Origin of the sequence: Variovorax paradoxus, assembly GCF_029919115.1 — a bacterium.
GTDB lineage: Bacteria > Pseudomonadota > Gammaproteobacteria > Burkholderiales > Burkholderiaceae_C > Variovorax > Variovorax paradoxus_O.
This window is the reverse complement of record NZ_CP123990.1, coordinates 366,051-385,535: the sequence shown is the minus strand read 5'-3', so window position 1 is coordinate 385,535 and position 19,485 is coordinate 366,051. Positions and strand designations below refer to the sequence as shown.

16 protein-coding genes and 1 pseudogene are annotated in these 19,485 nt (G+C 65.6%); 2 read left to right on the top strand and 15 right to left on the bottom strand.

The window, feature by feature from the left end; all coding sequences use genetic code 11:
• Positions 1-3 precede the first annotated feature (3 nt).
• From QHG62_RS01810 to QHG62_RS01785, 6 genes are all read right to left on the bottom strand, one after another.
• Entirely contained in the window at positions 4-870 is an 867-nt protein-coding gene (locus tag QHG62_RS01810; RefSeq protein WP_281149120.1) for a type VI secretion system accessory protein TagJ, read from the bottom strand.
• Positions 871-994: 124 nt separating this feature from the next.
• Positions 995-1,477 (bottom strand): Hcp family type VI secretion system effector, encoded by a 483-nt coding sequence (locus QHG62_RS01805; RefSeq protein WP_126746719.1) that lies wholly within the window; start codon positions 1,475-1,477, stop codon positions 995-997.
• Positions 1,478-1,524: 47 nt separating this feature from the next.
• Positions 1,525-3,033 (bottom strand): type VI secretion system contractile sheath large subunit, encoded by a 1,509-nt coding sequence (gene tssC, locus QHG62_RS01800; RefSeq protein ID WP_281149119.1) that lies wholly within the window; start codon positions 3,031-3,033, stop codon positions 1,525-1,527.
• Positions 3,034-3,060: 27 nt separating this feature from the next.
• Positions 3,061-3,630, bottom strand: a complete 570-nt coding sequence (gene tssB, locus QHG62_RS01795; RefSeq protein ID WP_126746717.1) for a type VI secretion system contractile sheath small subunit — start codon at positions 3,628-3,630, stop codon at positions 3,061-3,063.
• Between the two features lie 51 nt (positions 3,631-3,681).
• On the bottom strand, positions 3,682-4,764 hold the full coding sequence (gene tssA, locus QHG62_RS01790) for a type VI secretion system protein TssA (protein WP_281149118.1): 1,083 nt from the start codon (positions 4,762-4,764) through the stop codon (positions 3,682-3,684).
• Between the two features lie 134 nt (positions 4,765-4,898).
• A complete protein-coding gene (locus QHG62_RS01785) occupies positions 4,899-6,086 on the bottom strand; it encodes a fumarylacetoacetate hydrolase family protein (RefSeq protein WP_281149117.1) in 1,188 nt (395 codons plus the stop codon).
• 198 nt (positions 6,087-6,284) lie between these two features.
• Between QHG62_RS01785 and QHG62_RS01780 the strand changes: the two genes are divergently transcribed.
• Positions 6,285-6,803, top strand: coding sequence for a hypothetical protein (locus QHG62_RS01780; RefSeq protein WP_281149116.1), 519 nt, complete (start codon positions 6,285-6,287; stop codon positions 6,801-6,803).
• A 9-nt stretch (positions 6,804-6,812) separates the two neighbouring features.
• Here the strand turns inward: QHG62_RS01780 and QHG62_RS01775 are convergent, their stop codons facing one another.
• From QHG62_RS01775 to QHG62_RS01765, 3 genes are all read right to left on the bottom strand, one after another.
• Positions 6,813-7,775: a hypothetical protein gene (locus QHG62_RS01775; protein ID WP_281149115.1), complete on the bottom strand. Its 963-nt coding sequence runs from the start codon at positions 7,773-7,775 to the stop codon at positions 6,813-6,815.
• 112 nt (positions 7,776-7,887) lie between these two features.
• The gene (locus QHG62_RS01770) at positions 7,888-9,309 is read right to left on the bottom strand and encodes an aldehyde dehydrogenase family protein (RefSeq protein WP_281149112.1); all 1,422 of its coding nucleotides are present in this window, start codon (positions 9,307-9,309) and stop codon (positions 7,888-7,890) included.
• Positions 9,310-9,320: 11 nt separating this feature from the next.
• Positions 9,321-10,343 carry an alpha/beta fold hydrolase gene (locus QHG62_RS01765; RefSeq protein ID WP_281149111.1) on the bottom strand — a complete coding sequence of 341 codons (1,023 nt, stop codon included), beginning with the start codon at positions 10,341-10,343 and terminating at the stop codon, positions 9,321-9,323.
• Between the two features lie 345 nt (positions 10,344-10,688).
• On the opposite strand from QHG62_RS01765, the gene QHG62_RS01760 reads away from it, so the two are divergent.
• Complete coding sequence (locus tag QHG62_RS01760; protein WP_281149110.1) at positions 10,689-11,507, top strand: alpha/beta fold hydrolase; 819 nt, start codon at positions 10,689-10,691, stop codon at positions 11,505-11,507.
• A gap of 30 nt (positions 11,508-11,537) precedes the next feature.
• Here the strand turns inward: QHG62_RS01760 and QHG62_RS01755 are convergent.
• From QHG62_RS01755 to QHG62_RS01730, 6 genes and pseudogenes are all read right to left on the bottom strand, one after another.
• A pseudogene (locus tag QHG62_RS01755) lies at positions 11,538-15,363 on the bottom strand (molybdopterin cofactor-binding domain-containing protein).
• Positions 15,364-15,421: 58 nt separating this feature from the next.
• Positions 15,422-15,922: a (2Fe-2S)-binding protein gene (locus QHG62_RS01750; RefSeq protein WP_281149108.1), complete on the bottom strand. Its 501-nt coding sequence runs from the start codon at positions 15,920-15,922 to the stop codon at positions 15,422-15,424.
• The gene (locus tag QHG62_RS01745) at positions 15,900-17,060 is read right to left on the bottom strand and encodes an ABC transporter substrate-binding protein (RefSeq protein ID WP_281149107.1); all 1,161 of its coding nucleotides are present in this window, start codon (positions 17,058-17,060) and stop codon (positions 15,900-15,902) included. The genes QHG62_RS01750 and QHG62_RS01745 overlap by 23 nt, the downstream gene beginning before the upstream one ends.
• 66 nt (positions 17,061-17,126) lie before the next feature.
• Positions 17,127-17,849 (bottom strand): bifunctional nicotinamidase/pyrazinamidase, encoded by a 723-nt coding sequence (gene pncA, locus QHG62_RS01740; RefSeq protein ID WP_281149106.1) that lies wholly within the window; start codon positions 17,847-17,849, stop codon positions 17,127-17,129.
• Between the two features lie 51 nt (positions 17,850-17,900).
• Positions 17,901-18,635 (bottom strand): ABC transporter ATP-binding protein, encoded by a 735-nt coding sequence (locus tag QHG62_RS01735; RefSeq protein ID WP_281149105.1) that lies wholly within the window; start codon positions 18,633-18,635, stop codon positions 17,901-17,903.
• Positions 18,632-19,438 (bottom strand): ABC transporter ATP-binding protein, encoded by an 807-nt coding sequence (locus QHG62_RS01730; RefSeq protein ID WP_281149104.1) that lies wholly within the window; start codon positions 19,436-19,438, stop codon positions 18,632-18,634. The genes QHG62_RS01735 and QHG62_RS01730 overlap by 4 nt, the downstream gene beginning before the upstream one ends.
• Positions 19,439-19,485 lie beyond the last annotated feature (47 nt).

Sequence of the window (19,485 nt, the reverse complement as noted above, 5' to 3'; positions counted from 1 at the left end):
CACTCACTGGGCAACACTCTCCGCGGCGGCAAACTCGACCAGGCGAATGTCGAGCAGCGAATGGTCGCCGGCTTCGCTGATCAGCGTGCGCTGGCCCACGCCGGCGTACTGCTCTTCGCCGGCCAGCGGCAGCCAGTCGGTGCGGCGGCCCAGCGCGGCTTCGTCTTCCAGCGCGTCGAGCGCGCCGGGGTAGCGCACCGGCACCAGGCCGTTGAGCCCACGGCCGTCGTGCAGCACGATTTCGGCTGGCGCCCAGAGCAGGTCGACCAAGTGCTGCGGACGCGAAAACTTGAGGCGCCGCACCGCCGGCAGCGGCAGCCATGCGTAGCCCGAAGGCGTGAGCAGTTCGAGCACGGCGCCAATGCGCACGTCGCCGTCGCAAAGCCATGCGAACTCGATGCTTTGCACCGGCTCGCCGTCGATGGCCTGCGCGGCGCGCGAATCGGACCGGTCGACACAGCTCAGGGTGCCCTGCAAGGCGGGCGCGGCCCGGCGCGCGGCTTCGCGCAGGTCGGCCGCTTGCGCGGCCTGGTCGGGCGGCAGCGCCGCGGCGGCAATCAGCCCCGCGACCCAGTCGGCATCGCCGGCAATGACGGCCGGCGCACGGCCGCCGTTCCAGAATTCGGTTCGGTGGCGCTCGGCTGCCAGGGCCATCGCGCAGGTGGCGCTGGCAGGAGCAAAGGAAGGATCGATCTTTGCGGCGAGCTTGAGCTGGTCTTCAGCCCGCTGCCATTCGCCGCGCAGCGCAAGAAAGTGGCCGAGGGCAAGCCGCAGGCTGGCGTTCTGGGGCTTGGCGCGGATCTGCCGCTGTACCCATTCGGTGTGCTCGGCCACGGAGCGCTCGCCCAGCACTGCAAACCCATCGCCCATGAAACTTCCTCATTGACTCGCACGCGGCCGTTGGCCGCCGTTGAATATCTGCTGCGGGTGACCGGAGAACCCCGCGGCACGCCGCAATGCGGCGCGCGCGGAGCCGGTCAGGCAAGAAGGGAAATCAGGCTTCCCGGTTTTCCTTGATGTTCCAGGCCAGAACGGTTTCGGCGCCCTTGCCGCCCTTGTCCGTCTGCTCCCAGTACTGCTGCTTCACCTTGGCGGCCTGGAAGGCGAACTGCACCAGCACCGCATCGCTGCCCTGCTCGGCCGTGTATTGCACCGAGGTGACCAGCACTTCTTCGAGCGTGACGCGGGTGTATTCGATCTGCGAGCCGCCGGCCTTGCACACCGACACTTCGACCTTGCTCAGGTGCTTGCCGCTTGCGCAGTTCTTCATGACGGACGGGGCCGCCTTGTCGATGCGCGCAAGAACCTGCAGGTCGTTGAAGCTTGCCTTGCCCACACCGCCGCCACCGCCGCTGACCATGTTTCCAGGCTGCGTCGCTCCCCATGCAAACGACTTGATATCCGTCCAGTCCTTATGGTTCGAGTCCTTGGATTCGCCGTTTGCGCCCTCGACGCGCATGAACATGTCTACTGCCATGATTAACCCCCAAAGTTATATATGCCCGATTGCGGGACACCGTTGAACTAGCTGCTGTCCTTCTTGTTGGATGGCAGCTTCGAAACCAGCCGCAACGACACCGTCAGCCCTTCGAGCTGATAGTGCGGCCGGAGAAAAAACTTGGCGGCGTAGTAGCCGGGGTTGTCCTCGATGGCTTCCACCTGGACTTCGGCCGCCGCCAGCGGCTTCATTGCCTTCGTATCCTGGGACGACGTGCCTGGGCTGCCGTCCACGTAATTCATGATCCAGTCGTTGAGCCAGCGCTCCATGTCCTCGCGCTCGCGGAACGAACCGATCTTGTCGCGCACGATGCACTTCAGGTAGTGCGCAAAGCGGCAGCATGCAAACAGGTACGGCAGGCGCGCCGCCAGGTTGGCATTGGCCGTGGCATCGGCGTCGTAGTACTCGGCCGGCTGCTGCAGAGACTGCGCGCCGATGAAGGCCGCAAAGTCGGAGTTCTTGCGGTGCACCAGCGGCATGAAGCCGTTCTTGGCGAGCTCGGCCTCGCGCCGGTCGCTGATGGCGATTTCGGTCGGGCACTTCATGTCCACGCCGCCGTCGTCCGTCGGGAAGGTGTGGGTGGGCAGGTTCTCGACCGCGCCGCCAGACTCAACGCCGCGGATCGACGTGCACCAGCCAAACTGCTTGAACGAGCGGTTGATGTTCACGCCCATGGCGTAGGCCGAGTTGGCCCACGTGTAGCGGTTGTGCAGGGCCGAATCGGTTTCTTCTTCAAACTCGAACTCGTCGACCGGATTGGTGCGCGCACCGTACGGCAGGCGCGCAAGAAAGCGCGGCATGGCCAGGCCGATGTAGCGCGCGTCTTCCGATTCGCGCAGCGACCGCCATGCGGTGTGCTCGGTGTTCTGGAAGATCTTGGTCAGGTCGCGCGGGTTCGAAAGCTCTTGCCACGAATCCATCTGCATGACCGTGGGCGATGCGCCGGCGATGAAGGGGCAGTGCGCGGCTGCGGCAATCTTGGCCATTTCGCCGAGCATCTCCACGTCGGGCGGGCTGTGGTCGAAGTGGAAGTCGCCGATGAGCGCGCCGAACGGCTCGCCGCCGAACTGGCCGTACTCCGCCTCGTAGATCTTCTTGAACAGCGGGCTCTGGTCCCAGCCGATGCCCTTGTGGCGCTTGAGCGAGCGCGCCACTTCGCGCTTGGATGCGCACATCACGCGGATCTTCAGCTGCTCGTCGGTCTCGGTGTTGTTGACCAGGTAGTGCAGGCCCCGCCATGCGCCTTCGAGCTGCTGGAAGTCCTCGTGGTGAAGGATCTGGTTGATCTGCTCGGAAAGCTTGCGGTCGATCTCGGTGATGATCGCCTGCACGGTGCGGTAGGCGTCGTTCGAGATGGTGACGGTGCTTTCGAGCGCCTGTACCGCCAGCGTCTTGACGGCGCTTTGCACCGCCTCGCGGGCCTGGTCGGTCTTGGGCTTGAACTCTCGCTGCAGCAGGTCGGAGAACTCGTTGGGCTCGAGCGCTTCGATGGTGGCGGCTTGTGCGCGCGCTGTCTGTTTGGGTGCGGTGCTCATGATGGACGTCCTGTCGGCTTGCGCTGCTTATTCGGAAGAGGTGCCGGGGCCGCCGGACTTCTCGTTTGCCGCTTCCACCGCCTTGGCAACGGCGGGATTGGGCGCGGACGCGAGCGACTTGAGCAGCTCCGGGTTCTGCAGCGCCTGGGCAATCAGCTGCTCGGCGCCGTTCTTGCCGTCCATGTAGGACAACAGGTTGGAAAGCTCGGTGCGCGCTTCGAGCAGGTGCTGCAGCGCGCCCACCTGGCGTGCAATGCGCGCGGGCGAGAAGTCGTCCATGCTGTCGAAGGTGATGTCGACGTTCATCTGCCCTTCGCCCGTGAGCGTGTTGGGCACCTGGAAGGCCACGCGCGGCTTGATGGCCTTCATGCGGTCGTCGAAGTTGTCGATGTCCACGGCCATGAAGTCGCGCTCCGCCAAGTCGGGCATCGGGTCGACCTGCTTGCCCGCGAGATCGGCAATGACGCCCATCACGAAGGGCAACTGGATCTTGCGTTCGCTGCCGTAGATCTCGACGTCGTACTCGATCTGCACGCGCGGCGCGCGATTGCGCGCAATGAACTTCTGACCACTGTTTCTGACACGGTTGTCTGCCATAAGCTTCCTCTTGAATCTCTATGCGTTTGGGTCGGAGCTGACTCGGTTGCCCTATTCGGCGCTATTGCCCAGGGGCCGCCCCGCCAGGCTCTCTATCTTCTGCAAGCCCTCGGGTACGAGCTCTTCGATGATCTGGAAGAAATTGAGGTCCAGCAGTCTTTGCGCCCTTCGGATGAGCATGGGTGCCGGATGGCTGGGTTCGGTGCGCTCCATGTATTGGCACGCCTTTTCCAACAGCACCTGCACATCATCACGATTCGATATTTCAATATCTTGAATGCCCGCCAGGCGCTGGCCGCTCGCACCATTCGCAGCACCGGCAGAGCCTTGCCCATGCGAGGCAGATTGCGCCGCGTCACCACCTTGCGAAACTTCCGGCGCATCGGCCAGTGCCTGCTGGGCCTGCTCGGGCAACAACTGCACCACGGTGCGAAGAGAACGCTCGAGCCTGGAAAAATCGGGTGCCCAGCTTTGACCCAGCGCCCGCTCGGAGGTCTCGCGAATGCGCTGCAGCAGCTCCAGTGCTGCATGCAATGCAAGCACCGGCGGCGCCGCTTTTTCTTGCGCACGGCGTGCCACTTCGCGCAGCCGGCCGATGCCGCCGGGATAGTCGATCTGGTCGGCCTTGCTCGAATCGAGCAGCGCCTCGACCTGCCGCAGGCTCATCGACACGCCGGCGTCTTCGAGCAGGCGCGCATCGCGCACGCTGCGTCCCAATCCCTCGGCTTCGGCCAATGCGGCCAGCGCGTTCATGCGCGGCAGCGGGTCTTCGAAACCATCATCGACCACGCGCGGATGCACGTCGTCCCAAAACTTTTGCAGCACACCGTCGACCACGCGCAGGCCGTCGACATAGCCGGGCAACCCGCGGCTCTCGGTCCACGCCAGCGTGAGCGGAACCAGCACGCGCAGGTCGAGCGTGCGCTGGCACAGCTGCTTTGCAATGCGTTCGACGCGAGCCCAGTCGGGCGGCTCGGCCGGAATGATGGTCGAGCCGAACTGCTGCTCCCGCTTCCCGGTCGTCGCCTGCTGCAACGCCATGAAGTCGGGGTCGTATTCGAGGTCTTCGCCGCACGGAAACGGGCCTTCAACAGGCGACTGCAGTAGTTCGATCTCGCTTGGCGGCAACGCCATCTCCCTTTTATTTACAACCATCAACAATGGTTATCTTGAGGGGAACGCGAAGCGCGGTCAACAGCAACACATTGCTACGTGCTGCCTATGAATGACAAAGGAGTACAACTCCTTTTAAAGCGTAGAAAGAACGTTTACAGCAGTCCGCGCGCGCCAAGATTGCGCATCAACGCGCTTAACCCAAAAGTCCACCGTGGCGCCTGGTCCGAATGAACCACGCGATTCACCAGCGCGCCGAGTTCCGGCGCGGCGATGCGCACGCGATCGCCGACGACATGGGTGAATCCTTGCCCTGGACCATGACGGTCTTGTGTCGGCGCGAACATCGTGCCCAGAAACAACATGAGGCCGTCGGGGTAGTCGTGGTGCACGCCAATGGCTTGCGAAACCAGGTCGAGCGGATCGCGGCTGATCTTCGAGAGCGAGCTCGAGCCCTCGAGCTTGAAGCCTTCGGGGCCCGTGACTTCGAGCGCAACCGTGATGCGCCGCACGTCGTCGATGCCGAAGTGCGCATCGAACAAGCGGATGAACGGGCCGATCGCGCAGGAAGCGTTGTTGTCCTTCGCCTTGCCGAGCAAGAGCGCGCTGCGGCCTTCGAAGTCGCGCAGGTTGACGTCGTTGCCGAGCGCCGCGCCCAGGGTCTGGCCGCGGCTGTTCACGGCAAGCACGACCTCGGGCTCGGGGTTGTTCCACACTGAAGCGGCATGAATGCCGATGTCGGCACCGGTGCCCACCGAAGAAAGAACCGGAGCCTTGGTGAATATCTCGGCGTCGGGGCCGATGCCCACTTCGAGGTACTGCGACCATGCGCCTTGCGCCAGCAGCACCTCTTTCACCTTTGCGGCCTCGGCCGAGCCGGGCACGATGCCCGCGAGGTTGTCGCCGAGCACACCGCCCAGCGCGGCGCGAGTGGCCTCGGCACGCGACGCGTCGCCGCGCGCCTGCTCTTCGATCACGCGCTCGAGCAGGCTTTCGACGAACGTTACGCCGCTGGCCTTGATGGCCTGCAGGTCGCAAGGCGCGAGCAGCCAGGGCCTGGATTCGTCGTGCGCCGTTGCATCGCTGTTGGCAATGGCCTCGTCGAGCGAGGCGATGCGCGGGGCCTGTCCGCCCTGCAGCGCGCGGTGCACCGCATCGGAGGGCGATTCCTTCGCTTCGAGCAGGTCGCTCATCGTGGGCGCAAGCCTGGAAAGGTCGTGCAGCCCGCCCTCATGGACGGCCACCAGCACCGGTCCGACGCCGGGTTGCCAAAGGCGGCCGACAAGCGTGGCGCGCGCGGCGTCTTGCGGGAGGCTCGAGGGAGTGTCGAGGTTCAGCGGCATGGGAATTGTCTCTCTTGGGTTTGTCGGTAGATGGGTGATCGTAGCGCCGAGCTTTGATGCAAAAATGCGGCGCGCCAAGCGCCGGCCAACCAATACTACAGAGAGCCGACGATGTCGATGACCAGAACGATGCGCAGAGTCGTCGCGGTGATCGAACGGCAACCTTCGCCAAACCCACGCCGTCCGCCCAGGAACCCTATGGATCTCGAACTTCCCGGCAAGCTTCGCAAAGCACTGGAGCGTGAAGCTTCCGATGCGGGACGAAGCTTGCACGCACACATCATCAAGAAGCTGGAGTCGGTCACGCCGCCCGTCGAGGCAGTGAAGCGGCAGGTAGTGACGGCGGGCCTCCCCAAGCTGGTCGCCTTTCTGTCACGGGTGCCCGGCGTTACGGTGCTCTCGTCGGATTCGACTGCGGATGCCTATTGGTGGGTAAAGCTCAACCTCGATCTTGAACACCGATTCGCCTGGCAGGTGGTTCAGGAGCTTGGCTTCGTTCTCAACTACATATCGCTGAACGAGAAACTGCCCACCGTCTTCAAGCCCGTTTCGCCGCCGCCGTATATGAACGGCGGCCCGCACGAGTTTCTTTCCTGGGTGATCGAATCGACCTACAACTACATCGACCCCGCGTTGATAGCCGAAACACTGGAGGGTCGGCTGCCACGGCCGGTGGAAGACGCGGCGCAGTGGGACTCTGATGGCGAGTCGGCTTGAGCGATGCCGCTACGCGCGGCCCTGCCGCAGCTGCTTGGCCCATCGGAACGGCGCCGCAAGTCGCGAGACGCCCGAATAAAGCAGCTCGTCGTGCGTGCGTGGGTTCGAGGTCGAGAGTGCGCGCATGAACTTGATCTTCATGCCATCCGAAAGCGCCGATTCACCCGGTGCGCGCGGATGCAGGCCCAGCTTGCGCATGCAGTAGTTCACCTGGTAGACGTGCCCGCGCTCTTCCATCTCGGGCATTGCGTAGTAGAGAGCCAGGCTCACCGACACGTTCTTGTCGTTCAGGATGCGGTGCGGTGCAAGAGGCGGATGATGAACACCGATGCCGGGCTTGAGTCTCCAGACGCTGCAGGCGTCCGCGAGCTCGTCGCGGTAGATGCCTGCCACGGGGTTGTGCCGGTAGAAGTCTTCGATCTCGGCGGCCGTCAGCGCGCCGAACTCGCGCGGATAGAGCCACAAGTCCTTCTCGCCCTGCACCTGCATGAGAAAGTTGGTCTCGTGGTCGAAGTGATAGGGCACCGCCAGGCAGGGCGCGCTGAGAAACACCGAGAGGCTGCCCCATGTCATCTGGCTGCGCACAGGCCGGCGGGTGATTTCCTCGACGTCGGCCAGCAGCAGATCGAAAAGGTCGCCGTACTCGGGGTCCATCTCGTCGATGTAATGCAGCGCCATCCACTTGCCGTTCTCGCGGATCTGCTCGATGTCTTCGCGGAACCGGGCCTTGAGCGTGTCGCGCGGCAACTTCAAGTCGCAGGCCTTGAAGTAGCGCTTGTAGTGGTCGCCGTCGAATGCGCGCTCTGAAAGGCGCGCCAGGCGCTCTATCGACAAGAGGGGATGGTCGGCAAGGCCGTGCCGAAACGCGAAAGGCTGCTCGTTGAGTTGTTCCCAAGCCCCCTCTTCATCGTGCCGGATAAGGCCGGACGCAGCATGCTGGCCAACGCGAGGATTGCGCAGCTTGGGAATCATGGTTGTCTCCGGTTGTTATGGGGTCTGCAAGCAGAGACTAGGCGTTACAAAATCCGCGTCAATCGCCGTTTTGTCCTTTCTGGTCGTGACATTTGTAACAAGCCCCCGTGCTTCAGATCGCTGCAGCAATGGTCCTGGGCTCCAGGAAGGCTTCCATTCCAAAGACGCCGAACTCCCTGCCGATGCCCGACTGCTTGACGCCGCCGAACGGAGCACTCAACTCGGGCGCGATGCGGTTGACCAGCACCGTGCCGGCGCGCAATTGCGAAGCCACGCGCAGAGCGCGCTCCGCCTGCGACGAGAAGACATAGGCCTGCAAGCCATAGGCGGAATCGTTCGCGATGGCGATGGCTTCGTCCTCGTCGCCATAGCCGATCACCGAAAGCACCGGGCCGAAGATTTCCTCGCGCGCAATGTCCATGTCGTTGCGAACATCGGCAAACACGGTGGGCCGCACGAACCAGCCTTTTTCAAAACCATTCGGACGGCCTTCGCCGCCGGCCAACAGTGTTGCGCCCTGCACCAGTCCACGTCGGATGAAATGCTGCACACGCTCGAACTGCGCCTTGCTCGCGAGCGGCCCGATGGCAGTGGCAGGGTCGCGCGGGTCGCCCACGCGCATGGCGGCCACGGCTGCCTGCAAGTGTTCGATAGCCTCGGCCATGTGCACGTGCGGAACCAGCAGACGGGTGCCGGCCACGCAAGCCTGCCCGTTGTTCATGAAGGCGGCATTCAGCGCCATGGGCACCGCTGCCGGCAGGTCGGCGTCGTCGAGCACCACGGTGGCCGACTTGCCAGAAAGCGCGAGGCTCACGCGCTTCATGGTGTCTACCCCCGCGCGCGCAATGAGTTTTCCGGTCTGCGTGGAACCGGTGAACGAGATTTTCGCGATGTCCGGGCTGGTGGAGATTTCATCGCCCACGTCGTTGCCGCGCCCGAGCAGCGTGTTGAAGACGCCGGCCGGCAGGCCAGCGTCGTGCAGGGCCTCGGTGACAACCTGCGCCTGCAACGGCCCCAGCTCGCTGGGCTTGATGACCGAGGCGCAGCCCGCGGCAATGGCCGAGGCCAACTTGCTGCAAATGCTTCCGGCCGCGGCGTTCCAGGGCGCGATGAGGCCGGCAACGCCGACCGGCTCCATCACCACGGTGGCCCCGCCCAAACGGCGCTCGAAGTCATAGCCGCGCAGCGCCTGTGCCGTGGTGGCAAAGCACTGCGAAGCGTAGTTGCTCACCCACTGAGAACGGGCCTGAGGGCCGCCGTACTCCTCGATGGTGGCATCGCGGATCCGATCCGTGCGCGCCAGCACGGCGGCTTCGAGCTGCCTGAGCATTTCGATGCGCTGCGCCTTGGTGCTGGCCGCGAGCGCCGGCTGAGCGCGGGTGGCCGCAGCAATTGCGCGCTTCGCGTCTTCACGGTTGGCCAGCGTCACCGTGCCGATCACCTGCTCGGTTGCAGGGTTGGCGATCTCCAGGCGCTCGCTGCCCTGCACGGGCACGAACGCGCCGTCGATGTATGCGTGGTCGATGCTCCACATCGCGCTGGCCCTTATCCGCGCGCCACGTCGATGACGGCCTTGGCAAAGGCTTCGGGCGCTTCCTGCGGCAGGTTGTGGCCAATGCCGCCGCTGACCAGCCGGTGCTCGTAGCGGCCGGAGAACTTGCTCGCATAGGCGCTCGGTTGCGGATGCGGCGCGCCGTTGGCATCGCCTTCGAGCGTGATGGTCGGCACGCCGATCGCCGGCGCCTTGGCCAGCCGGTCCTCCAGGGCCTGGTACTTCGCTTCGCCATCGGCCAGGCCAAGGCGCCAGCGGTAGTTGTGGACGGTGATGGCCACGTGGTCGGGGTTGTCGAATGCCACGGCGCTGCGCTCGAACGTGGCCGCATCGAAGTTCCACTTGGGCGATGCGAGCTGCCAGATGAGCTTGGCGAAATCATGGCGGTTCTTCTCGTAGCCGGCGCGGCCGCGCTCGGTTGCAAAGTAGTACTGGTACCACCATTGCAGCTCGGCCTCGGGCGGCAGGGGGTTCTTGCCGGCCGCCTGGCTGCCGATGAGATAGCCGCTCACCGACACCAGCGCCTTCACGCGCTCCGGCCACAGCGCCGCCATGATGCACGCCGTGCGCGCGCCCCAGTCGCAACCGGCCACGGTGGCGGTCTTGATCTTCAATGCATCCATCAACGCGATGATGTCGACGGCGACCACCGACTGTTGTCCATTGCGCGGTGTGTCCGCCGAGAGAAAGCGCGTGGTGCCATAGCCGCGCAGATACGGCACGATCACGCGGAAGCCCGCGGCGGCAAGCTGCGGTGCAACGTCCACGAACATGTGGATGTCGTACGGCCAGCCGTGCAGCAGGATGACGGGGGCGCCGTTGGCCGGGCCCGCTTCGTAGTAGCCGATGTCGAGGCTGCCGGCTTCGATGCTCTTGAGCGGCTCGAGCCGCCTGGCGCTGCCTGCGCCGGCGGATTGAGCGAAAGCGGGCACCATCGAAGTCAGCTGCACGGCGGCCATGCCGAATGCGGCCTTGGCAAGAAAGGAGCGGCGGGGCAACTGGAGCGAAGCGGTCATCTGGAATTCCTTTAGGTGGTAGGTGATGGCAATCTGGAAGAGGTTTGTCAGCCGGATCGATGCGCATCTCCCAACTGATGGAAGCGATTGTTCGGCGCAGCGCGCGCGAGGCGGGCGGCTTTCGTATGCCTCTGTATCTGCGCCGGTCTTGCCAACAATAAATTTCAAATCGCGGCAACCGGGAGAGGAGTGAGGCGCCACTCGTTCGAAAGGTAATGTCGCAAACCCCTCCGTAGACACACAGGCATACAGAGAACGCCTGCCGGGCTGCATGCGCTCCTAGACTCGACGTAGCCGGCTGTCCAGCCGGCCTTTCATTCAACGTCGAACAAGGAAAAAATCGTCATGACAAAGTTCTCCCGCCGCATTGGCATGGCCCTGGTTGCCGGTGCCGCAGGCCTGGCCGCACTCGTGCCACTTCAGTCCGTTGCGCAGCCGGCTGCGAATTCGCAGCAGCGGGCAAAGCCCACGGTGGTGCTGGTGCATGGGGCCTTCGCCGATTCGTCCAGCTGGGACGGCGTGGTGCGCGGCCTGCAGGCGCAGCACTATCCGGTGGTTGCCGCTGCAAACCCGCTGCGCGGGCCCAAGTTCGATGCCGCAGCAGTTGCCAGCGTCGTCGATTCGATCAAGGGACCCGTCGTTCTGGTCGGCCATTCGTATGGCGGCTCGGTCATCTCGGCGGCCGCCAGCGGGAAGAGCAATGTGAAGGCGCTGGTCTTTGTGGCGGCGTTCGCGCCCGATGCGGGCGAGACGGCGCTCAGCCTGACCGGAAAGTTTCCGGGCAGCACGCTCGGCCCGACGCTCGCGCCCGCGGTGCCGTTGGCCGACGGGGGCAAGGACCTGTACATCCAGCAGGACAAGTTTCCCGCACAGTTCGCGGCCGACGTGCCAGTCGGCAAGGCCCGCCTGATGGCCGTGGGGCAACGTCCCGTTGCCGAGGCGGCATTGAACGAGCCCTCCGAAGCACCGGCATGGAAGTCGGTGCCTTCGTGGTCCGTCTATGGCAGTGCTGACAAGAACATTCCGCCCGCAGCGATGGCTTTCATGGCCGAGCGTGCCAAGTCAGTGAAGACCGTCGTGGTCAAGGGCGCGTCGCATGTGGTGATGACGTCGCATCCCGATGCGGTGATAAAGGTGATTGCCGAAGCGGCATCGGCACGCTGAGGATGGCTTGACGCGCGTTCTGGCGGCGCGTCACCGGCCTGTTTGCCCCGACGCGGCCCGCGCGCGTGCCACCTGCGCCTGCAGGTCGGTCCACGCCGGCTCCTGCGGCGCGAAGCGTGCGCGCATGTAGCCGGCGAGTTCGGCTATCTGCCGGTCGTCGAGCGCTTCGCGGAACGCCGGCATGAAGCCGATGTCGCGGCTCGCGGGTTCGCGCACGCCGTCGAGAATGGTGCGCAGCAGGTTGTCGGGCCGTGCGCTCGTGAGGTTGCTGTTCAGCGCAAGCGGCGTGTTCACGCCGAGCAGCGTGGGGCCGTCGCCGTCGTGGTGGCATGACGCGCAGGCGCTGTCGAACATGCGCTGCGCGGGGCCGAGCAATCGGCCTTGGCTGCGCGCGGCGGTGTCGACAACCTGCTGCGCCGCGGCTTGCGGCTGTGCCACGGGCGCCGGGTTGAAAGAAGCGAGGTACGTGGCCATGGCGCGCACGTCGGCGTCGGGCACCTGCGCCAGTTCGCGCACCACCTCGGCCATGGGGCCGCCTGCAATGCCGTGGCGCTGCGTGTGGCCCTGGCGCAGGTAGCGGTAGAGCTCGTCGGCGTCCCAAGGCACGGCCGATCTTGAAAGGCCGGTGAGCGGGGGCGCTTCCCAGCCGTCGATCATTGCGCCCGAAAGGAACGCGCTGCCGCCTTGTTCCGCGCCGAGCGCATTGCGCGGCGTATGGCACGCGCCGCAGTGGCCCAGGCCGTTGACCAGGTAGGCGCCGCGGTTCCACTCCGCGCTTTGCGTGGCCACCGGCTGCAGCGGTGCCGGGTCATGAAAGAGCGCGTTCCAGCCGGCCATCAACGGCCGCATGCTGAATGGAAACTTCAGCTCGGCCTTCGGCGTTTCGGCGCGCACCGCGGGCATGGACATGAAGTACGCATAAAGCGCTTGCAGGTCGTCATCGCTCGTCTTGGCGAATGCCGTGTACGGAAAGGCCGGGTACAGGTGATGGCCGTCGCGAGAGACGCCTTCGCGCATCGCGCGCTGGAAGGCGCTGAATGACCAACGGCCCAGGCCGGTGTCGGCGTCAGGCGTGAGGTTGGTGGTGTAGAGCGTGCCGAAGGGCGTTTCCATCGCACGGCCACCCGCATTGGGCACGCCGCCCGGTTCGGTGTGGCACACGGCGCAATCGCCGAGCGCGGCGAGCACGCGGCCGCGTTCGATGGTGGCTTCGCTGTAGACCGGGGCGCTGAGCGAAACGGGGGCGATGGCGGAGCGCCAGCCGAGCAGGCCGGCGACGAGGCCGATGCCGCCGATGAAGAGGGCGGCGCCGGTGGCGAAGAGGCCCTTGCGCCGAGGCCAAGGTGCATTGCCCCTTCCCCTTCCGGGGGACGGCGCCGGTGGCGAAGAGGCCCTTGCGCCGAGGCCAAGGTGCATTGCCCCTTCCCCTTCCGGGGGAAGGTTGGGATGGGGGCACGGCAGCGTCACCCTTCGAGCGCCGCTCGCCCCCACCCCCGCCCTCCCCCGGAAGGGGAGGGAGCAAAACCCGGTTCAGTTCGGCCAGCACCTTCTCCGGCGTGAACGGCGGCTCACGGAACCTCACTCCCGTCGCGTCGAAAATCGCATTCGCAATGGCCGCAGTCCCCGGCACCGAAGACGATTCGCCCGCACCCAGCGAAGGCTCGCCGGGCCGCGGCATGTGCATGACCTCGATCACCGGCACTTCGCGGAAGCTGATGATCGGGTAGCTCCCCCACTCGCGGCTGGCGACCACGCCGGTGGGCAACACACCCGGCAGCTGCGCGCCACCGTTAGAGCCTTCGCCTTGCTGCGGCGGTGCGAACTGCACCTCTTCCTTCAATGCGCGGCTCGTGGTCTGGATCACGTTGCCATGCACCTGGTGCTCGACGCCCGCGGGGTTGATCATCAGCCCCGCGTCGTGGCCCACCACCACGCGGCGCACATGCACTTCGCCGGTCTTGCGGTTCACCTCGACATCGGCCACCCACGCGGCCCATGCGGCGCCGAAGCCGGGCCACTTGCTGTGGATGTAGCGTGCATACGCAAAACCCTGGCCGAAGAGAATGTCGCCGCCCGCGCCAAGCCCGCCGTCGGCGTTTTCCTGCGGGCCGGTACGCATGCGCCAGCCCGCCTTCTGCGCGGTGGCCTGCACCAGCTCGACGGCACGCGGGTCGTTCAGGTGGCGCAGGCGGAACTGAACCGGGTCGACGCCCGCCGCGGTGGCAAGCTCGTCGATGTACGACTCGTGCGCGAACGAACTCGGCAGCGCCGACACCCCGCGCAGCCATGAGGCCCGCACGATCGGCGCCATGTCGTTGACCTTCACGCGAAGGTTGTCGTAGCCGTAGGGCGGGCGCGCCGTGCGGTCGCCCATCTCGAAGGCCTGCGCCACCGGCTCGATGGTGCGTGTAAGAAGCAGCGCGAGCGTGGGTGCGCCGTTCGATGGATAGGAGGTCTCGAAGTCGTAGGCCGCAATGCGGCCGTCGGCCATCAGGCCGCCATCCACTTCCATGAGCTGTGCGGCGCCCTTGGGCTCCCAGGCATGCTCCTGCTCGCGCGTGAGCTGCACGCGCACGGGGGCGCCCACTGCACGCGCGAGCAGCGCCGCGTCGGCGGCCACGTCGTCGGCACCGTTGCGGCCATAGCAGCCCGCTGCTTCCATGCGGACCACATCGACCTGCACGTCGTCCACGCCCATGAGCCTGGCGAGATCGGCACGCAGCACGTGCGGATTTTGCGAACCGGCCCAAACGCGCAGCTGCGTGCCGCTGCCGTCCTGCGGCTGCCAATCGGCCAGCGCGCACGAAGGCCCGATGGACGCATGCATCTGATAAGGCCACACATAGGTGCGGTGCATCGGCTGCGCGGCCGCGGCAAGGGCGCCGTCGACGTCACCTTCATCCACCAAGAGGCGCTGCGTCGACGGGTTGTCGCGCAAGGCCTGCGCCAGGTTCGAGAGGTCCGGCATGCCGGGCCAGGGCTTCCACGCCACGCGCAGTTCGCGCAGGGCCTGCTCCGCGTGCTCTTCGCGCTCGGCCACGATGCCGACGAAGTCGCGGATCACGACCACCGCACGAATGCCCGGAATGTGCGCAATGGATGTTTCGTCGACTGACTCGAGCGTGTTGCCGATGAAGTCGCCGTGGTCCGCGCCGGCGTATGGCGGGCGCACCACGCGGCCGTGCAGCATGCCCGGCACGCGCATGTCGTGCACGAAGACGCTCTCGCCCGCCAGCTTGGCGGGAATGTCCACGCGCGGCTGGCGCGTGCCGACGATACGGTAGTCCGCGGGGTTCTTTGGTTGTGCGCCGGGGTCGAGCCGCAGCACGGTGCGCTGCCCTGCCACCAGGTCGGCGTAGGTCACGCGGCGATCGGGCTCCTCGATCATGCGCACCACGCCGTTGCGAATCTGCAGTGCTTCAGTGGTTGTGCCCAGATGCTCCGCCGCGCACGCAAGCAGCCAGGCTCGCGCCTGGGCAGCCGCAAGGCGCAATGGCTGCGAATGGATCTGGATCGAGGCGCTTGCAATGGTCGCGCCCTGGTTGGGCGCGCGCGCGGTGTCGCCGAGCATCATGCGCACGCAGGGCATGCCCAGGTCGAGTTCTTCCGCCACGATCTGCGCGAGCGCGGTCTGTATGCCGGTGCCCAGATCGACGTGGCCGTTGAGCGCCGAGGCGCTGCCGTCGTCCCATACCGCGAGCAGGATCTCGTCGCCTTCGATGGGGTTGCCGGCTACGGCTGTGGGCTGGCCTTTGGCGGGAGGAGGCGCAGGTGGGGTTTCGCGCACCACGAGCAGCACGCCGTCGGCGGCGAGAAACTCCGCGCGTGTCCGGGGGAGATCGGCGCGCCGCGTCATGGCCTTTGCTCCCCGCATTGCTCCCTCTCCCCTTGGGAGAGGGGACAAGACAAGGTGCTCATGGATGAATCGCCTCGCGCATGCGCAGCGCAGCCCGCTGCACCGCGTCCAGAATTTCGATATGCGTTCCGCAGCGGCACAGGTTGCCCGACAACTCACTGCGAATCCGCGCCTCGCTCGCATGCGGATCGCGCGCAAGCAGCGCCGCAGCCTGCATCACCATGCCGTTCAGGCAATAGCCGCACTGCGCAGCCTGTGCGTCTTCGAATGCGGCCTGCACGGGGTGCCAATGGCCACGCGTGCCCAGCCCCTCGAGCGTGGTGACGGCGCGGCCTGCCACGCCGTGTGCGGGAATCACGCAGGCGCGTGCCGCCACACCGTCGACATGCACCGTGCAGGCGCCGCACTGGCCCAGGCCACAGCCGTACTTGGGCCCGTTCAGGCCCAGGTCGTTGCGCAGCAGGTGCAGCAGCGTGGCCTCGCGCGGCACGCCCGCAATCGAACAGGCCTGCCCGTTGACCTGCAGCTGCAGCGGCTCAGCGCCGCAAGTGGCCGTCACGGGTGTACATCTCCAGGTCGACGAACGTCGAACCGTTGTGGTTCCTCGCGCTGTATTCGACCGGGAAATCGCCGAAGCGCGTGCTGCCGATGCTCTCCAGCCCGGCGATGAAGCTGTCTCGCGTGAGCGTCTTGCCGCCGCGGCGCAGGCCCTCGACCATCACGCGCGAGGCGATGTAGCCTTCGAGCGTGGTGTAGCTGTCGATCTTCTCGCCGAACTCCGCCCGGTCGCGCTGGTAGTCGGCCACGATGGGCACGCGCACGGCCTCCGGCGGCGGCACGATGCTGGCCGTGACCAGCCCGGCAAGCTTGCCCTCGAGCCGCTTGGCCGAACCCGCCGCATCGGTAATGCCGACCGACAGCGTGTAGAGCGGCGCGGCCCCGCCGCCTGCCCGGTAGTCGCGAATGAACACTTCGACCATGCGCCCGGCCATGATCATCAAGACCGCGCCGGGCTTCACCTCGGCCAGTCCCGCGACCACCTGCTTCGCGTCTTCGGCGGTAATGGCAAGCGGCAGCGTCTTCACGACCTGCACCTTGTAGTCGGCCGCCAGCTGCTCGCAGGTGGCAAGGTTCGACTTGCCGAAGGCGCTGTCCTGGTAGACCACCGCAATCGACGAGAGGCTGATGGTGGAAAGGTGGCTGATGATCTTGCGCAGCTCCAGGTCGTAGCCCGCGCGCACGTGGAACAGCAGGCGGTTGACCTTGGCGCGGAACGAACTGGTGCCCACCAGCGGCGCGAACATGGGCACGCCGCCCTTCTCGGCCAGCGGCATTGCGGCCACGAGGTTGCCGGTGGCTACGTAGCCCGCAAGCGCAAAGACCTTGTCCTCGTCGATCAGCTTGGCCGTGTTGATGGCGGTCTTGGCGGGGTCATAGGCATCGTCGTACGTCACCAGCTCGAGCTTGCGGCCGTTCACGCCTCCCGACTTGTTGACGCGGTCGAAGTAGAGCTTGATGCCGGCGCGGTAGTCGATGCCGAAGTCCTTGGCCGGGCCGCTGAAGACGGCCGACTGGCCGATGCGGATGACGCTGTCGGTGACGCCGTTTTCCGCGCGTGCCGGTCGCAGGAGCCCGGGACCGATTGCCAGGGCTGCGCCGCCCGCCACGAGGGTGCGCCTCGAAATGGAAGTCTTCATGCGTCGTTCGTCGGTTTGTTTTGGTTTTTATTGCGGTGCGTTTGAATGCAACGGCGTGATGTGCGTTCAGGCGGCCTGGATGTCTGCGGACTGGATGCGCTTGACGCCCTTGGCGGTCATTTGCTTCCATGCCGCGGCAAGCGAGCCGTTGAGGTCGATGGCGCGCGTGGCGTCTTCGATCACAAACACCTCGAAGCCCGCCTTGCGCGCGTCGAGCGCGGTCCAGGCCACGCAGAAGTCGGTGGCCAGGCCGGCCACGTAGACCGTCTTGATGCCGCGCTGCTTGAGATAGCCGCCCAGGCCCGTGGCGGTCTTGCGGTCGGCCTCTTCGAAGGCCGAATAACTGTCCACGCCCTTGTGAAAGCCCTTGCGGACGATGACCTGCGCGGTCGGCAGCTTCAGGTCCTTGTGCAGGGCCGCGTCGTCGGTGCCCTGCACGCAGTGGTCGGGCCAGAGCACCTGGTTGCCGTACGAGAGCTTGATGCTGCTGAACGGCTTCTGCCCCGCATGCGCGCTCGCGAAAGACGCATGGCCTTGCGTGTGCCAGTCTTGCGTGACGACGATGTTCTCGAACGACTCGGCCAGCTTGTTGATGACCGGCACCACCTCGGCGCCGCCCTTGACGGGCAGCGTGCCCCCGTCGACAAAACAGTTCTGCACGTCGATGACGATCAGCGCAGACTTGTCGTTCGGCTTGATCTTCGGCGCCGCGAACAGCGCCCCGGCGGCACCCAGCATGCTCAATGCAGCCGTGGACTTGAGAAGGTATCTTCGCTGCGTGTCGTGCATGGTGTGCTCCGGTGGTTAGTGGAAAAGAAGAAAAACAAAGGCTCCGACGGGCTAGACGCTCAGGTAGGCGCGGCGCACTTCCTCGTTGGCCGCAAGCTCTGCCATGGTGGCCTGGTAGCGGATCTGGCCCTTTTCGAGCACATAGGCGCGGTCGGACACCAGCTCCGCAAAATGCATGTTCTGTTCCGACAGCAGGATGCTCACGCCTTGCGCCTTGAGCTCCAGGATCATGTTGGCCATCTGCTCGACGATGACCGGCGCCACACCTTCCGAAGGCTCGTCGAGCAGCACCAGGTACGGGTTGCCCATGAGCGTGCGCGCCACCGTCAGCATCTGCTGCTCGCCACCGCTCATGCGGCCGCCGGGCCGGTTGGGCATTTCGCCGAGGTTCGGAAAAAGCTTGAACAGGCGTTCGGGCGTCCACAGCGGCGCCTCGCTGCCGTCGGCCCAGCGCCGCGGTGGCTGCTTGCCGACCTCGAGGTTTTCCATCACCGTGAGATCGGTGAACACGCGGCGGTCTTCGGGCACAAAGCCGAGGCCGAGCTTTGCCGCGTGGTGCGGCTCGCTCTTCGAGATGTCATGCCCCAGAAAGCTCACGTTGCCCTTGCGCTTGGAGAGCATGCCGATCAGCGTCTTCAGCGTGGTCGACTTGCCGGCGCCGTTGCGGCCCATGAGCGCGACGACCTCGCCGCGCCGCACTTCGAGATCGACGTCGTACAGGATCTGCGCGGCGCCGTACCAGGCGCACAGCGCATTGGCCTTCAACAGTGTTTCGTGCGTGCTCATGCCGTTGCTGCTCCCACCGCCGCGTTCACCTCAGCGGCTTTTTCTGCAATCTTCTCGAAGGTCTTGCCGCTGCCGAAGTACACCTCCTGCACTTTCGGATGGTCGCGTATCTCGAGCGGCTTGCCCTGCGCGATGAGGCGGCCCCGCGCCAGCACGATCATGCGGTCGGCGTAGGCAAACACCACGTCCATGCTGTGCTCGGTGAACAGCACCGCCAGGCCGCGCTGAACCACGAGTTCCTTGGTGAGCGCCATCAGCGAATTGCGCTCCTTCGGCGCCATGCCGGCCGTGGGCTCGTCCATGAGCAGCAGCTTGGGCGCATTGGCCATTGCAATTGCGAGCTCGACGCGCTTCACGTCGCCGTAGGCCAGCTCGCTGCAAGGCCGGTCGGCCTGTGCCTTCATGCCGACCTGGTCGAGCAGTGCAATGGCTTCTTCGCGCTTGTGGTCCGCTGCGCGGCGCCACATCGAGAACAGCTTGCCGTCGTGCGACAGCATGGCCATCTGCACGTTTTCGGCCACGGTGAGGGATGCGAAGGTTTCGGCGATCTGGAAGGTGCGGCCAACGCCCAGGCGCCAGATGGCCCGGGGCTTTTGTCCCACGAGTTCATGGCCGTCGAACACGATCGAGCCCTGGTCGGCCTTGAGTTGGCCGTTCACCATGTTGAAGGTGGTGGACTTGCCGGCGCCGTTCGGACCGATGAGGGCGAGCAGCTCGCCCGCCTTGAGTTCGAAGCTGATGCCGTCTACGGCTTTGACGCCGCCGAAGGATTTGCCTAGGTTGTCTACTTTGAGAAGTGTCATGTGTTTACTCCCTCTCTCTCTCTGGGAGAGGGTTGGAGTGAGGGCTG

What these genes read in the sequence shown, in the direction of transcription:
- QHG62_RS01775 (WP_281149115.1), bottom strand. Translation starts at nt 7,775, where the DNA reads ATGATTCCCAAGCTGCGCAATCCTCGCGTTGGCCAGCATGCTGCGTCC.
- QHG62_RS01745 (WP_281149107.1), bottom strand. Translation starts at nt 17,060, where the DNA reads ATGAAGACTTCCATTTCGAGGCGCACCCTCGTGGCGGGCGGCGCAGCC.
- QHG62_RS01785 (WP_281149117.1), bottom strand. Translation starts at nt 6,086, where the DNA reads ATGCCGCTGAACCTCGACACTCCCTCGAGCCTCCCGCAAGACGCCGCG.
- tssA (WP_281149118.1), bottom strand. Translation starts at nt 4,764, where the DNA reads ATGGCGTTGCCGCCAAGCGAGATCGAACTACTGCAGTCGCCTGTTGAA.
- tssC (WP_281149119.1), bottom strand. Translation starts at nt 3,033, where the DNA reads ATGAGCACCGCACCCAAACAGACAGCGCGCGCACAAGCCGCCACCATC.
- QHG62_RS01765 (WP_281149111.1), bottom strand. Translation starts at nt 10,343, where the DNA reads ATGACCGCTTCGCTCCAGTTGCCCCGCCGCTCCTTTCTTGCCAAGGCC.
- QHG62_RS01735 (WP_281149105.1), bottom strand. Translation starts at nt 18,635, where the DNA reads ATGAGCACGCACGAAACACTGTTGAAGGCCAATGCGCTGTGCGCCTGG.
- QHG62_RS01770 (WP_281149112.1), bottom strand. Translation starts at nt 9,309, where the DNA reads ATGTGGAGCATCGACCACGCATACATCGACGGCGCGTTCGTGCCCGTG.
- QHG62_RS01805 (WP_126746719.1), bottom strand. Translation starts at nt 1,477, where the DNA reads ATGGCAGTAGACATGTTCATGCGCGTCGAGGGCGCAAACGGCGAATCC.
- QHG62_RS01730 (WP_281149104.1), bottom strand. Translation starts at nt 19,438, where the DNA reads ATGACACTTCTCAAAGTAGACAACCTAGGCAAATCCTTCGGCGGCGTC.
- pncA (WP_281149106.1), bottom strand. Translation starts at nt 17,849, where the DNA reads ATGCACGACACGCAGCGAAGATACCTTCTCAAGTCCACGGCTGCATTG.
- QHG62_RS01810 (WP_281149120.1), bottom strand. Translation starts at nt 870, where the DNA reads ATGGGCGATGGGTTTGCAGTGCTGGGCGAGCGCTCCGTGGCCGAGCAC.
- QHG62_RS01760 (WP_281149110.1), top strand. Translation starts at nt 10,689, where the DNA reads ATGACAAAGTTCTCCCGCCGCATTGGCATGGCCCTGGTTGCCGGTGCC.
- QHG62_RS01780 (WP_281149116.1), top strand. Translation starts at nt 6,285, where the DNA reads ATGGATCTCGAACTTCCCGGCAAGCTTCGCAAAGCACTGGAGCGTGAA.
- tssB (WP_126746717.1), bottom strand. Translation starts at nt 3,630, where the DNA reads ATGGCAGACAACCGTGTCAGAAACAGTGGTCAGAAGTTCATTGCGCGC.